Here is a 14,247-nt window from a genome sequence, read left to right on the forward strand (position 1 = left end):
CCCGGTAGCCGGATGCATCTATGTAAAAAAGGCCAGCGAGACGTCGCTCTCGCGCCCCGCTGGCAGAGGTAAAGCCTTAACCGTGGATCAGACGCTGATGCACAGGTATTTGATTTCGAGGTAGTCCTCGATGCCGTACTTGGAACCTTCACGGCCCAGGCCCGACGCCTTGATCCCGCCGAATGGCGCGACTTCGTTGGAGATCAGGCCAGTGTTGATGCCGACCATGCCGTATTCCAGCGCTTCAGCAACACGGAACACGCGGCTCATGTCACGGGCGTAGAAGTACGAAGCCAGACCGAATTCGGTGTCGTTGGACATGGCGATGACTTCGGCCTCGTCCTTGAAGCGGAACAGCGGCGCCAGTGGGCCGAAGGTCTCTTCCTTGGCGACAGCAGCGGTCTTCGGTACGTCGATCAGGATGGTCGGCTCGAAGAAGTTGCCTTCGATCAGTTTGCCGCCGGACAGCACCTTGGCACCTTTGGAAACGGCGTCTTCGATGTGTTCCTGAACCTTGGCAACAGCCTTGCCGTCGATCAGCGGGCCGGTGGTGGTGCCTTCTTCCAGACCGTTACCGATCTTCAGCTTGGCGACCGCGGCTTTCAGCTTCTCGGCGAAGGCCTCGTAGACACCGTCCTGCACGTAGATGCGGTTGGCGCAGACGCAGGTCTGACCGTTGTTGCGGTACTTGGAAATGATCGCGCCTTCGACGGCCTTATCCAGGTCCGCGTCGTCGAACACGATGAACGGCGCGTTGCCGCCCAGTTCCAGGGAAACCTTTTTGATGTCCTTGGCGCATTCCTGCATCAGTTGACGACCGATTTCGGTCGAACCTGTGAAGGACAGCTTGCGCACCAGCGAGTTGCCGGTCAGCTCGGAACCGACTTCGCCAGCGCTGCCGGTGATCACGCTCAGCACGCCAGCCGGGATACCGGCACGGGTAGCCAGCTCGACCAGAGCCAGAGCGGAGTAAGGCGTCTGCGAAGCAGGCTTGAGGACCATGGTGCAGCCAGCGGCCAGGGCCGGGCCGGCTTTACGGGTGATCATCGCTGCCGGGAAGTTCCACGGGGTGATGGCCGCGGTAACACCGATTGGCTGCTTGATAACGATCAGGCGTTTGTCTGGCTGGTGACCAGGAATGACGTCACCGTAGACGCGCTTGGCTTCTTCGGCGAACCACTCGATGAAGGAAGCGGCGTAGGCGATTTCGCCCTTGGCTTCGGCCAGCGGCTTGCCTTGTTCGGTGGTCATCAGGCGAGCCAGGTCGTCCTGGTTCTCGATCATCAGTTCGAACCAGCGGCGCAGCTTGCCAGCGCGCTCTTTGGCGGTCAGTGCACGCCAGGCTGGCAGGGCCTTGTCGGCCGCTTCGATGGCGCGACGGGTTTCGGCGGCGCCCATTTTCGGCACGGTACCGATGACTTCACCGGTGGCCGGGTTGGTCACCTTGATGGTCTGGCCGTTGTCCGCATCCAGCCACTCACCGTTGATATAGGCTTGCTGGCGGAACAATTGGGCGTCTTTAAGCTGCATGTCGGCTTCCTTAACAGCACCGTGCTGGCACGGAGCGAATTATTGGATTTGAAAAAGGAGCCCGGAGAGGGCTGCCGTCAGGAATTCACACACCGGGCCGAAGCACGACACAAGCCACAGAGAACAGCTCGTGTGTATCAGCACCAGACAAGAGCGTTTGAAATCTCGAACGAATCCTAGGAGTAACGAGGAAAAAGGACAATAGGGCGTTCGAAAAAAAGAACAAAATGCGACGAGGCGTGTCGTTCTTATTAAACAGACCGCCAGAGAGAACCTTCATTCCGTTGGAAATACAGCACAGCGGTTCTGGCGATGGACGGCGCCCCGGCAGATGGGTATCATGGCGCCCGCGTTGCACTCGTAGCTCAGCTGGATAGAGTACTGCCCTCCGAAGGCAGGGGTCGTGGGTTCGAATCCCGCCGAGTGCGCCATCTTCTTTCCCCTTGGCTCCAAGGGGTTGGCGCTTCTGCCGAAAACCTGTCCTAGTCCTAAAAGTCGTTTTTGCCACAAATTGGCCACACTTATATGTGGTCGAAATGGCGACAGTCAGAAACTGTGACGAGCATCCGTGGAAGCGCAAATCCGTCGTAAGGGCTATCTGCCCAGCGCCAACCCTTTGAAACCGAATCCGTTGCCCCTAGCCTGGACATGCATGATCGAAAGCGAAATCGGCCAAGGCATCTTCGCCTCTCGGGTCGAGACTGAACGTACCGCTTGTCATCAACCCATTGAACGCCCCATTTCCGAGATTGCCCTGAAACACGGAGGGCGTGCTCGGAAATCAAACGACTCGAAGCGCTCAGACGTCATTCGCTGGCAACGCGTATCGTCGCTACCCTCACCTCCTCCGGCATTGCCCGCTACCCTGACGAGCACATGAATATGTGCAAGGGCAATGCGGTGAATCAGATATCTTAAAACGCAGATATGACTTGGCAGCGCCTCTCTAGGGAAACTCCGAACAAGTTGCCCATCAGCCGAAAATGGGCGGCTTGGGGATGCCGAAAAGCCCAATTTTCAGCCGCCGATTATTGGATAACCAAGGCAAAGCCTTGGTTATCTGCCCTCACGGGCGCACCTCTCCCGCAGCAGGTACTAATTGCCGGCGCACCATCCACAGATTCGACAGGGCAAGCAGCGTGGTCAATTGCGCCGTGTTCTTGGCCAAGCCACGGAAAGCGGGTTTTCACATAACCGAACTGACGCTTGATCACGCGAAAGGGATGTTCGACTTTCGCTCGCGCCTGCGCTTTGACCTTCTCGATCTTGCGTCTGGCTTTGTAAAGCACGCTGCGCTTGCTCAAGTGCTTGTAGGTGCTACGACGAGCCGCAATCTGCCAGATCACCGGCCGGCCGCCATGCTCCGGCCGTTTCTCCACGCCGGTATAACGCGCATCAGCACAGATAACATTTTCTTCGCCACGCAACAGGTGAGCGACCTCCGTTACATCAGCCACATTCGCCGCTGTGCCGTGGACGTGGTGGACCAGGCCCGACTCAGCATCGGCACCGATATGCGCCTTCATGCCGAAGAAATACTGGTTACCCTTCTTCGTCTGATGCATTTCCGGATCGCGTTTGCCTTCCTTGTTCTTGGTCGAACTGGGCGCGTGGATGATGGTGGCATCGACAATCGTGCCTTTGCGCAACGACAGGCCTTTGTCTCAAAGGTAGTTGTTGATGGTTTCCAGAATCCCTGCCGCGAGCTGATGTTTCTCCAGCAGGTGCCGGAAATTCATGATCGTCGTGTCTTCGGGGATCGGAGCGCTGAGCGTCAGTCGCGCAAACTGGCGCATCGAAGTGATCTCGTACAGCGCCTCTTCCATGGCTGGGTCGCTCAAAGAGAACCAGTTCTGCAGCAGGTGAGCACGCAGCATGGTTTCCAGTGGCTACGGCTTGCGACCACCGCCGGCCTTTGGGTAGTGCGGCTCGATCAATGCCACCAAACCGCTCCACGGCACCACCTGCTCCATCTCGGCCAAGAAACGCTCGCGACGGGTTTGCTTGCGCTTACCGGCGTACTCGAAATCGGAGAGGCTCATCTGACTCATGGGATGGAGGGCTTGTGGAGGGTAATTGACGGGTGGGCTATTTCAGCACAGCTCAGATGGTCTGCACTGACTCGTTCGGAGAATCCCTAGGTATGCGGGCATGACTCAAGCACAGTGGTCTGCGACCTTGGCCAACCGCCGTCATTTACGAGCGACGTTAGAGAGAGTAGCCAGCCGGTTAGACATCGTACAACCTGTCGCCTCTGTATCCTCCTCCAGACTGACCTCACGACCTTCCCAAAAGTCTAAGAAAAGGTTATTTCTGACGGGGAGAGCCCCTGATGAAGAGAGGTTTATTTATTATCAACGACGGGGCATTTACAGAATGCTCCTTAGCTAACTACCGGGCAAACGTTTGATACCCAATCGGCTGAACACTCTGCTTGAGTAATTCATCCAATACATAAGCACTTAAATCAGGCTTTTAAGCATTTCGGATGGAAAATCGAAAATGGCTATTTACGTAGATAACGTAAAAATAAAATGGCAGGGAAGAGAATGGTGTCATCTAGTTGCTGATTCTCTAGAAGAATTACATGGCTTTGCACGTACTCTTGGGCTGAAACGTTCATGGTTCCAGGCTTCCGCCTCTTATCCACATTATGACGTTACTATAGAGGTACGACAAAAAGCATTGTATCTGGGCGCACATCAAGGCTGTCGGAGAACAATAATCAGCTGTGCCAAAGCCATGAAGGCCGAACAAATAGCTCTATTGCACAAGCCTGCTCCCCAACAGCTTTCACTTTTTTTCGAAAACAATGCTTATGACAAATCTTAACCATATATAAATTTAGGCCTTTAGAGCAACTGCAGCGTCGGATCAAGGAGGAGCAATGTATATACGCGAGGAAACGCTCGACGACCTCTTAAATAAAATCTATACCAAACTGCTAAAAAAGCGGAATAAGATAGTAGCAAGCAAAGGCAGCTTCAAAGAAATCACAGGTATCTTACTTCACCTCAAAAAGCCCAGAGCCCGATTGAGTAGAGCTGAAGGCAAGGGCAAGCTTTTTAGCTGTTTAGGTGAGCTAACTTGGTATTTGGCCGGATCTAAAGATCTAAAATTTATTAGCTATTACATCCCAAATTATAAAAAAAGCTCAGATGACCGAAAAACTATATATGGTGCTTATGGCCCAAGACTCTGTGGTAAAGGTCGAAATGCTCAACTATTAAATGTTATTAATACACTCAAAGCTCGCTCTACAACTCGGCAGGCGGTTATTCAGCTTTTCGATGCAAAAGACATTTTGAAACCACACAAAGACATACCCTGCACTTGCACCTTGCAGTTCATAGTTAGAGACCGAAAACTGGATATGTTCACATCCATGCGCTCAAATGACGCATTCCTGGGATTGCCTCATGATATTTTCGCTTTTACTATGATACAGGAGCTTGTAGCTAACTCGATAAATTGTCAAATCGGGGAATATAAACACTACGTAGGCAGCTTACACCTTTACGAAGTTCACTTTCTTCAAGCCAAGAGCTATCTTGATGGTGGATGGCAAAAGCAAACTGAAATGCCTCCAATGCCATTGTGTGACCCAATGCAAAGCCTTAGTTTACTTCTCGACTGCGAGCAAAAAATTAGACTTGGTGAAAGTGTAGACCCTGACGCTTTAGCTTTAGATGAATACTGGAAGGATTTAATACGAGTATTGCAGTTTTTCAGATTCACAAAATACGAAGGCGAGAACAGTAAAGTCGACTCCGTGCTAGAAAAAATAATCAGCGACGTTTATAAATCATATTTACTCAAGAGAAAGGCGGAAAAAGCAATTACGACTGAGCCGCATCCATCTCAACTAGAAATATTCGAATAATAACTAGGAAGAAGAGATGCACGAGACTTTGAGCAAACTAATTTCACTGATACACAGTCAAGAACTAATTAATTCTGAAATTATCGAGTGGGGTAGCCCCATCCCAGTATTTGGAGAACTAAAAAACTCGACTATCGCTACTTTAGGGCTTAACCCCAGCAATCGTGAATTCATGACCTCCGATGGAACTGAACTAATCGGGAGGCAGAGAAGGTTTCACTCCTTAAACTCGCTCGAAATTAATAGATGGACAGAAATTACAGAACCTCATCTTGAAAAAATCTGGAAAAAATGTACGAACTATTTTCAAAATAACCCTTATGACGGGTGGTTTAAATCCCTAGATATTTTGATAAGCGGAACCAACTCATCGTACTATAGCCCTCTGTTCCCCGCATGCCATTTAGATCTAGTCCCTTATGCTACATACCGCAAATGGGCAAACTTGTCTTCTAGGCAAAAATCAGCACTACTACAAGTGTCTGGGAGCGCCCTTGGCGAGCTACTAAGAGACTCACCGATTAAAACAGTAGTGCTGAACGGTAGAACAGTTGTAGACACTTTAATTCGCATATCAGACGCGGCATTTGAAGTCACATCTATTCCCCAGTGGTCTCTCCCAAGGAGTACCGGGAAAATGGTCGCAGGACTTGCATACCGCGGGTGTATAAATAGTGTTTCCGGTATAGATCTGGGGCGAAGCATCGAGATATTGGGCTTCAATCATAATATCCAAAGTAGCTTTGGCGTAACTACTGAGGTCAGAAAATCTATCCAAGAATGGATAACACTGTGTATTCAGGAGCAAAAAAATTGAGAGCACGCGATAAAGCAATGGCGGACGACTTAAGAAAAAAACTTGACGCTTATAGTAACAAGCACAGAAAACTGCCTGGAATTACTCCTTCAGAAAACAGAGAGTCTCTTATTGAACAAATGATTGATAGCATCCGGAGGATAAAATTCGTAGAAGCAATCAGACAAAGAAGAATTAGTAGTTTAAGAGCAGATTCTTCTTCAAACTTGTTTGATCCTATTAGAGCTGCAATAGTTCACGCGACTAATGGCGATACTGAGGAAGCTTGCTGGTTGATATTTCTGGCTATTCACTTCGGCAAAAGCAGCGCGGGAGGCTGGGGCTTCGTCAGAGACGTGTACAACGCTCTTGGCGAGGGATACCTCTGGAACTGGAAACGCATTAGCTTCAACCCAGACGCATTTACGGACTGGTTAGCAAACAACTACCAAAATTTCAACAATACGAACTATCGCTTTGGCAATCACCGGAAGTACGAATCAATCAACCCCACAAAAAGCAACTTTACAGGCCTAGTTATCAAAAGCTACGTTAACTGGGTTTTAGACAGTGGCTCACACAAGGACCTATTCATAAATGCATTGAAAAATTCAAACAGTGACCCTCGCCTAACCTTTCGCCACTTATATAAGTCAATGAAAGTATTCCGATTTGGCAGAACGGCTAAATTCGATTACTTAACGATGCTGGCAAAAATCGGGCTCGTAAAAATAGAAGCCGACTCGGCATATATGGGCGCCGCAACAGGTCCCGTTGATGGTGCAAGACTTCTATTCACCGGAGTTTCTACTGCACAAATTTCTCGAAACGACCTTGATAAATGGCTATTAGATTTAGACTCACACCTTCAGGTCGGAATGCAGGTGCTTGAGGACTCGCTTTGTAATTGGCAAAAATCACCAAGCAAGTTCAAGGCATTCAGAGGATGAATAATCAGGCCCATTTGTATCTTACCTTGAGTTTTTGCAAGTGGTAGTGCTTCACTATTCCTAGGTGTTGTAGTTGGCCGACTACAATGCCTGGGGAAACACCAAGTCTTTTAGAAAATTTAATAATTTTACGCATATCATTTCCTAGAGACCTAAGCTCACTCTTATATTCGACCGGTATCAAGAAATCGGCCGAAAATGTATTAGCTTCTTGTTCTTGCACACTATCAGAACAGTTCTCAACTTCCACAAAAAGCACATCCCCATGAAGTATGAGATGTGCAGCCTCATGAAAAAGGGTGAACCAAAAATGATCATCCGATAGATGCCTAAAACTGAGCATCAACATCGCTTTTTCGTCACTAATAAATTTTGTTGCACCGCTGGCCTGGCAACCATCTGGAGTTCGAGCAATTGCAACAGCAACGCCACATTTTGCAAAAATCTTCTGCAATTCAGGAATAAAAATATTGGGATCTGCCTGAGTTGTTAAAAATCTTGCTTCTTCTAATGCTGCACAAAACCTATCTTTGTCCCACGGGCTACAATCTATAAAATCTGCCTCTATTTCTCCCTGCCTCAACCATGCGGCTACAGCTCCGAGCTTTGGATCAAAGGCAGGTGATGTTCTGAATGCAGCTAACTCCGAACCAGACGCATAAATTTTCTTCCAACTACCAACATCCGGAACATCAAAAAATCGTAAACAGTTCCGTAGATTTTGCGCCGGATAGGCTACCTTTGGTATCCATCCATTTTTTTGCATCGTCGATACAGGGAGTTCTTTTAACCAGCTATCTTCTTCACTGGTAAGTGGAGCTTTAATCTCGCTAAGTTGGGAGCGATAAATTTCCTCTCGACTTAACCAAAACGAAGGTGATGCTCCCAAAACCCCCGACAGGGAAATTGCAAGCTCTTTGCTAATAATAAAATCACCAACGAGGAGCTTATTGGCAACTTCATAAGGCACTCCAATACCCTGTGCAAAGTCACTTGTCGTGATTTTGCGCTCTTCTAAAATCTCAGATATTGTTTCGCCTGGCGGAATTAACTGACTAGGCTTAAAAACATGATTTTCAAGCATCATCTTTGATAATCCTTAACAATTTAAGACGACTCACCTTCAGCCAGTCTACTTTATCTTTATCATTTATGGGCATTTTTAGATCAACGGCGCAAAACATCAAATAATACCCATCGACTAAGTCTAGTCGATATTCTCCAGGAGGATCGCCAGATATTTCCCGAGGATTCCCTAAGGGAACATCCATGATATTAGAAGCCGAATTTAGATCCGTGAGGCGGCGCATTAAAGCCTTGACGACATTTGCCGGAAGTCTACGAATAGCTACAGCTTCACTATCGCAAATGTTGCGAATTTTTTTATCCGCATAGGAAATTTCTAGTGTCATTTTTAGAATGACTCGTCCGTGACTGAATAACGCTTAAACATTCCCAATAGCCTATGCTTTTTAATATTGCGCTTCTTACACTTCAACCCCTTAGATAGACTCTTGGTCACGAACGAGGCAATTATTAAGTGAGCGTCAACAACAGAAAGGCAGGATGCCACAATTCTGGCCCACTCGCCTCCCCAACCGGCGCGAAAGCTCACTAACACCCGCTAACACAACACACTGATTTTTCGGAAATTTTCCGATAACACGTTGATTCTAAAGATCAATTTTTAAGATCCCGACGGCAGGTATCCTGGGTTTGAATCTCGCCGAGTGCGCCATCTTTTAAAAAGCCCCGTGAGCAATCACGATTTTTTTATTGCGCAAAACATCAAAGCACCGCCTTGCTCTTCTGCTGCCACACCTCAACAAACCCTTGGGTGCCGAACGCCACGGTGTACTTGTCCAGCACCACCGGCACCAGCTTGAGGGTCATGAAGGCTTTAACGATGAATTGCTGAGCCGCCGGCGAGGTCGGCAGGTAAATGGACACTGGATTGCCTTTCTCGTCGATCCGGCATTCGTACAGCGCGCTGATGGGCTGGCTGTTCACCTCGATCACGGCGTTCTCCACGACCCGCGGTTTGCCGCACGCGGCGAAGCGGCTGAACAGTATGCGGGCGCCGTCTTCCGAGCTGTGGACCAGGGCGTTGTGGACCACCGTGTCTTTGCCCATGCCCTCGCTATTGCTGAGCACCACGGAGCTGTACGGTCGAGCCGCGCTGAAATCGGTGCTGAGCATGTAGCGATGGCTGGTGATCCCCAGCCGTGCCGCGACGTCTTTGCCCGCTCCCTCTTTGAGGTCGATCAGGCCGCCCGCCTGCGCGTTGGCGCAGACCGTCGCAAGCAGCAGCGCGGCCGGCAGGCCGATGAGTTTTTTCAGGGTCGCAGGGTAAAACACAGGGTGGTCCTTCTGGTTTGAAATCATCTGTGGCACGCAGCGCTGTAGTTCACTCGACCCGCTCGCCTTCGATCAGCCGCTCCGGGCCTTTGCCGTGCAGCGCCATGTAGCTGGCGAACTGGCCTAGCCGAACGTCCAGCGCCTGCAACAGGCGATTGCGGGTGGTGGTGACTTCGTTCTGGTTGAAGAAGCCCGGTTCTTCCAGGTAGATGCCGAACAACTGATTGATCTGCACCGGGTCGTGGATGACGAAGTGCTCTTCGGCGTTGTGGTTGTAAAGCCCGATCATCTGCCCGGTCTGGGTGCCCGCCGGGTGCATGAAGACCATGCTCACCTGTTGGCCTTCGCGCAGCCGCAGGCCGGCGTTGTTGATCTGGTAGCACGACTCTTTGCCGGTGTCGTCCCGGCGCACCCAGAACTCATGCTCCTGCAGGCGGCTTGAGCTGATGTGCATGGACGACGAACTGCCGCTGATGTAGCCGGAGCCATTGGAAACATAGCCGCCACCGCCGCTGTGATGGTGGCTGGCGTTGAGCTGGGTGCTGGTGCGTTTCTCGGTGTCGAGCACCTGGCCGGTGATCATGAAAAAGCCGAACTGGCGATCGAAGTGATGGAAAGGCTCTTCGATGAAGTTGACGTCACCCGGGCTCAGGGTGATGTCGTACATGGTGCGGATCATTTCCGCGCGAGCCGCCTTGTCACGCTTGGCCTGCTCGCGCAGCTCGGCGCGCTTGACCTTGGCATCGTCTATCGCCTTGAGCGCCTGGGCCTTGAGGATCGGGGTCTTTTCCTGGGCGTAGGCCGCAGCCTTGCCGCCGGCCTCCTTGAGGATCGGCGCCGCCTTTTGACCGGCTTCCACCGCCATTTCCTTGGCCTTTTCCAGCGCCTGTGCGGCCTTGGCGGCGAGTTCCGGATTGGCGTCGATGGCTTTTTTCTTCAGGTCGTCCCACAGACTCATGGTTGTTGCTCCTTGCTCGGTGTGCCGCGGCACGGGTGGCGGCCGGGAAATACTGGCAATTTAACCTGCGATGCGCGCAAGCGCGAAGGGTACGTGGCGAATGCGGTCATTGCCTCGTGACACCTGAGCCACGAGGGACAACATTTCATCACGGCCGCCTTCTCAGGCAAAATCTCCTACAACTGATTCGCATTTCGTCTGTCAGCCCTGGAATTTTTGCAAGAAGGATCTCTATGAAGTGGTTCGTTTCACGCCCGGCACAGTGGCTGGGCATGCTGGTTTGCCTGTTCACCTTGAACCTGGCCCACGCTGCCGAAGACGGCAACGACACCTCGATCACCGTGGAGAAAGACATCCGCACCACGCGGGTGGAAGCCGATGGCCGTTTCGAGGTGCGCCATGAGCAGGTTTACCTGATCAACGAAGAGCGTGCGATCAAGGCCCGTGCCCAGCAGTCGCTGTCCTACAACCGCACCCTGGAATCCCTCGATGTGGTCGAGGCGTACACCCAGAAGCCCGATGGCCGCAAAGTCGCGGTCAGCGCCGAGCAGATCAAGGAACAACAGGAGCAGGCCTCAGTCGATGCGCCGATGTTCTTCGACAGCCTGGTCAAAGTGGTGATTTTCCCCGAGGTGGCGGTGGGCGACCGGCTGGTGCTGACCTACACGCGCCAGCGCAACACGGCGCTGTTCCCCGACCAGTTCGAGGAACTGGTGTTCCCAGAACTGAGCCCGACCCAGCAACTGACCCTGATCTACGACCTCCCCGCCGGGCTCGCGCTGAACGCCGAAGCCAAGGGCTTCAAGGCGTCGAGCCCGAAAGCCGAGGCCGGGCGCAAGGTCTACCGCTGGGACTATCAGCCCGCGAAGCAACCGCGCCGGGAGATCGGCTCAGTGGCTTACGCCGACTACGGCCAGTACCTGGCGGTGTCGACCTTCAAGGATTACGCCGACTTCGCCCGGGCCTACGCGGCGCGAGCCAAGGTGGAGGTGACCCCGGCCATCGCCGAACTGGCCAAATCGCTCACCGCCAACGTCAGCGAGCCGCGGGCCAAGGCCCTGGTGCTGAGTGACTGGGTGCGCAAGAACATCCGCTACGTCGCCGTCTATATCGGGGCCGGCGGCGTGGTGCCGCATGCCGCCGATACCGTACTGAGCAATCGCTATGGCGACTGCAAGGACCACGTCGCGCTGCTGCTGGCCCTGCTGGAGGCGGTGGATATCCACGGCACGCCGGCGCTGGTGAACCTCGGCACCGCCTACGTGTTGCCGAAAGTACCGACCCTCGGGGTGATCAACCACAGCATCACCTACGTGCCGAGCCTGGACCTGTACCTGGACCCGACGATGAAAGCCATCGCCGCCGGTTTCCTGCCCGTGCCGGTGCTCGACAAGCCAACCGTGCTGACCGGCCCTGCCACCCTCGGCCACACCCCGGCGGTGCAACCGAGCCTGGTAAAAAGCACCACCACCTTCAGCATCAACGACAGTGGCGCGGCAGACTTCAAGCATGACTCGACCATCCAGGGCTGGGCCGCCGAGCTGAACCGCTACGGCCTGCGCAACATGCCGGCAGCCGAGCGCGACATGCTCATGCAGCGCATCCTCAGCGCCTACGGCCAGTCCGGCAGCGGCACCGTCGAGGGCAAGAAACTGGACAAGCAGGGCTACAACTTCGCCCTGACGATCAACGGTCATACCCGCAACCTGGTCAACCTGCCCGGCCCGATCGGCATGCCGACCCTTAGCAGCTTTACCGGCGGCATCGCGCAGAACGTGTTCGGCTTCGTCACCGAGAAGGAACGGAACCAGGCGTTCACCTGCATTTCGGGGGTGACCGAGGAAGTCGCCCGTTTCGAATTCCCGGCTCAGGTGGAAATCATTGCCACGCCCAAGCCGGTGTCGCTCAAGGCCGAGTATGTCGACTACAGCGCCGATTACCGCCGCGAGGGCAACACCGTGGTGGTCACCCGGCGCCTGGACTTCCATAACCCGGGAGCGGTCTGCTCGCCGGAGATGTTCCGCGCCTTGCAACCGACGCTGGAAGCGATGATTCATGACCTGGGCAGCCAGGTGATCGTGCAGAAAAGTTGATCCAGCGGGGGTAAGGCGACAAAAAACCCGGCGATGACGCTTTTCAATCGGGTTCATGCCGTTTTCGGCCTTGCCCCCTTGCCCCGCGTGCACGATTCTTGAGGGTATCTGGCGTTCCTACACCCAACCCCCATGCAGAGGGCGCGCAATGAAAACCGTGGCACAGCTATTGAAGTTGAAGTCCCAGCACGTTCAACAGGTCTACACCATCAAGCCTCACCAGACGGTGCTGGAAGCGCTGATGCTGATGGCCGAGAAGAACGTCGGCGCGCTGCCGGTGGTCGAGGGCGGCAACGTGGTGGGGATCGTCAGTGAGCGCGACTATGCGCGCAAGATGGTGCTCAAGGGCCGGTCCTCGGTCGGCACAGAGGTCAGGGATATCATGAGTTCGCCGGTGATCACCGTGGATTCCCACCAGAATGTCGACACCTGCATGAACATGATGACCGACAGTCACCTGCGGCACTTGCCGGTGGTCGAGAACGGCGAGCTGCTCGGCCTGCTGTCGATCGGCGACCTGGTGAAGGAAGCCATCGCCGAACAGGCCGACCTGATTCGTCAGTTGGAGCAGTACATCCGCGGCGAGTGAGCGCCCTTCAGCGGTATTCGCCCTCCAGCTCGTCGAGCTGGTGGTCGAAGCTGCGCAACCGCGCCGACCAGGTGTACACCAGCACTTCCAGGTCGCGGTTGAGCACCGCACCGCCGCGCCGCTGGCTCTGTTGCGAATCGCACAGGTCGAGCTGGTAGCGCTCGCGGGCCATGGCCGCTGCCACACTGGACAGCTCGCGGGCGTTGTTCAGCCAGTGACGGTGGTGGTCGTGGATTTCCTGATCGAGCTCCTGGCACTGCGCCTTGAGGGCTTCCAGGCTGCGTTCGAGCGGCGTGCCTTCGAGTTCGCCCATGACTTCCTGGAAGGTCCGCCCAGGTTGCCAATAACTCCCCCAGAAATAGCGATCGAACACGGTTTCGACCCGACGCAGCGCCACCTTGGTGTTCCAGATGGCAACCATCGTCCGGCCCTGCTCCAACTGGCGTCGGCGCACCTTGAGCAGTTGCCAGCGAATCCAGGCCAGCGCGCTCAAGGCGAGGGCCGCAATCAGACCGGCGGATCCGTAGAGGAACTGCCGGGCCTGATCGAGCTGGTGGACTTCCCTGACTCCGTAGAAATAACCGGCGGTCAGCAGGCCCAAGGCTGTCACGGCAGCCCAGAAGCCAACGGCGTAGGGGTCTTTCATTGGCGCTGTCCCCTTGTTGTTTTTTTCTGAGCATAGCAACGCCAACCGGGGACATAGGGTGCCGCTCAGCGTTTATTTCTGGCGTGGCCGTTCACGCCTCAGCGCCTCGTTGAGTTGGTCGACCATAACGATCCAATCGGAGTCCTGAATGAACTGTTCCTTGAGGAATTCCCGCTGCGACGGCGTCCAGAATGGCGCGTCGACCAGCTTGATTTCGTTCTTCAGCGGCGAGTGACTGGTGATGAACTGGTCGATGCCCTTGGGGTCATCGGGCAGGCCAAGCTGCTTGAACAGCTCGTGAAACTCATGATTGGTCAATTCCATGGGGCACTCCTTGGGCTGGGGGGTTAAGGGATTGATCGCCTTGGGGAGTGAAAGTTTAGGTGTTCTTTTAAGCCTCATCGCCGGCAAGCCGGCTCCCACAGGATTCTGCACAGTTCACTC

Annotated in this window: 13 protein-coding genes, 1 tRNA gene and 1 pseudogene; 7 read left to right on the forward strand and 8 right to left on the reverse strand. The window is 53.7% G+C overall.

All coding sequences use genetic code 11. From position 1 onward, the window contains the following. Positions 1 to 87: 87 nt before the first annotated feature. Positions 88 to 1,530 carry an NADP-dependent succinate-semialdehyde dehydrogenase gene (gabD, locus tag DM374_RS21390; RefSeq protein WP_095159436.1) on the reverse strand — a complete coding sequence of 481 codons (1,443 nt, stop codon included), beginning with the start codon at positions 1,528 to 1,530 and terminating at the stop codon, positions 88 to 90. A gap of 354 nt (positions 1,531 to 1,884) precedes the next feature. On the opposite strand from gabD, the gene DM374_RS21395 reads away from it, so the two are divergent. Beyond that, positions 1,885 to 1,961 (forward strand) — tRNA-Arg (locus DM374_RS21395). 635 nt (positions 1,962 to 2,596) lie between these two features. On the opposite strand, the pseudogene DM374_RS21405 reads toward DM374_RS21395, so the two are convergent. Then, a pseudogene (locus tag DM374_RS21405) lies at positions 2,597 to 3,581 on the reverse strand (IS5 family transposase). Positions 3,582 to 4,032: 451 nt separating this feature from the next. On the opposite strand from DM374_RS21405, the gene DM374_RS21410 reads away from it, so the two are divergent. From DM374_RS21410 to DM374_RS21425, 4 genes are read left to right on the forward strand one after another with little or no spacing between them, the layout of a single operon-like run. After that, positions 4,033 to 4,362: a DUF4031 domain-containing protein gene (locus tag DM374_RS21410; RefSeq protein ID WP_110971694.1), complete on the forward strand. Its 330-nt coding sequence runs from the start codon at positions 4,033 to 4,035 to the stop codon at positions 4,360 to 4,362. Positions 4,363 to 4,417: 55 nt separating this feature from the next. Continuing rightward, on the forward strand, positions 4,418 to 5,413 hold the full coding sequence (locus tag DM374_RS21415) for a thymidylate synthase (RefSeq protein ID WP_110971695.1): 996 nt from the start codon (positions 4,418 to 4,420) through the stop codon (positions 5,411 to 5,413). A 16-nt stretch (positions 5,414 to 5,429) separates the two neighbouring features. After that, a complete protein-coding gene (locus DM374_RS21420) occupies positions 5,430 to 6,230 on the forward strand; it encodes a hypothetical protein (RefSeq protein WP_110971696.1) in 801 nt (266 codons plus the stop codon). After that, positions 6,227 to 7,159: an alpha-glutamyl/putrescinyl thymine pyrophosphorylase clade 3 protein gene (locus tag DM374_RS21425; protein ID WP_225422555.1), complete on the forward strand. Its 933-nt coding sequence runs from the start codon at positions 6,227 to 6,229 to the stop codon at positions 7,157 to 7,159. Before DM374_RS21420 ends, DM374_RS21425 begins: the two co-directional genes overlap by 4 nt. 4 nt (positions 7,160 to 7,163) lie before the next feature. Here the strand turns inward: DM374_RS21425 and DM374_RS21430 are convergent, their stop codons facing one another. The 4 genes from DM374_RS21430 to DM374_RS21440 all read right to left on the reverse strand — a co-directional run bounded on the left by DM374_RS21430 (position 7,164) and on the right by DM374_RS21440 (position 10,475). Then, entirely contained in the window at positions 7,164 to 8,246 is a 1,083-nt protein-coding gene (locus DM374_RS21430; RefSeq protein WP_110971698.1) for an ImmA/IrrE family metallo-endopeptidase, read from the reverse strand. Continuing rightward, positions 8,236 to 8,571, reverse strand: coding sequence for a type II toxin-antitoxin system RelE/ParE family toxin (locus DM374_RS33235; protein WP_157969732.1), 336 nt, complete (start codon positions 8,569 to 8,571; stop codon positions 8,236 to 8,238). Before DM374_RS33235 ends, DM374_RS21430 begins: the two co-directional genes overlap by 11 nt. A 376-nt stretch (positions 8,572 to 8,947) precedes the next feature. Further along, the gene (locus DM374_RS21435; RefSeq protein WP_110971699.1) at positions 8,948 to 9,517 is read right to left on the reverse strand and encodes a hypothetical protein; all 570 of its coding nucleotides are present in this window, start codon (positions 9,515 to 9,517) and stop codon (positions 8,948 to 8,950) included. A gap of 49 nt (positions 9,518 to 9,566) precedes the next feature. Continuing rightward, positions 9,567 to 10,475: a hypothetical protein gene (locus DM374_RS21440; protein WP_110971700.1), complete on the reverse strand. Its 909-nt coding sequence runs from the start codon at positions 10,473 to 10,475 to the stop codon at positions 9,567 to 9,569. 233 nt (positions 10,476 to 10,708) lie between these two features. On the opposite strand from DM374_RS21440, the gene DM374_RS21445 reads away from it, so the two are divergent. Continuing rightward, complete coding sequence (locus DM374_RS21445; protein WP_110971701.1) at positions 10,709 to 12,568, forward strand: DUF3857 domain-containing transglutaminase family protein; 1,860 nt, start codon at positions 10,709 to 10,711, stop codon at positions 12,566 to 12,568. A gap of 148 nt (positions 12,569 to 12,716) precedes the next feature. Further along, a complete protein-coding gene (locus DM374_RS21450; RefSeq protein WP_110971702.1) occupies positions 12,717 to 13,157 on the forward strand; it encodes a CBS domain-containing protein in 441 nt (146 codons plus the stop codon). A 7-nt stretch (positions 13,158 to 13,164) separates the two neighbouring features. Here the strand turns inward: DM374_RS21450 and DM374_RS21455 are convergent, their stop codons facing one another. After that, positions 13,165 to 13,803 carry an NADH:ubiquinone oxidoreductase subunit N gene (locus DM374_RS21455; protein ID WP_110971703.1) on the reverse strand — a complete coding sequence of 213 codons (639 nt, stop codon included), beginning with the start codon at positions 13,801 to 13,803 and terminating at the stop codon, positions 13,165 to 13,167. A 72-nt stretch (positions 13,804 to 13,875) separates the two neighbouring features. Continuing rightward, complete coding sequence (locus DM374_RS21460; protein WP_110971704.1) at positions 13,876 to 14,127, reverse strand: DUF2789 domain-containing protein; 252 nt, start codon at positions 14,125 to 14,127, stop codon at positions 13,876 to 13,878. Positions 14,128 to 14,247 lie beyond the last annotated feature (120 nt).

Source organism: Pseudomonas huaxiensis (assembly GCF_003231275.1).
Lineage (GTDB): Bacteria > Pseudomonadota > Gammaproteobacteria > Pseudomonadales > Pseudomonadaceae > Aquipseudomonas > Aquipseudomonas huaxiensis.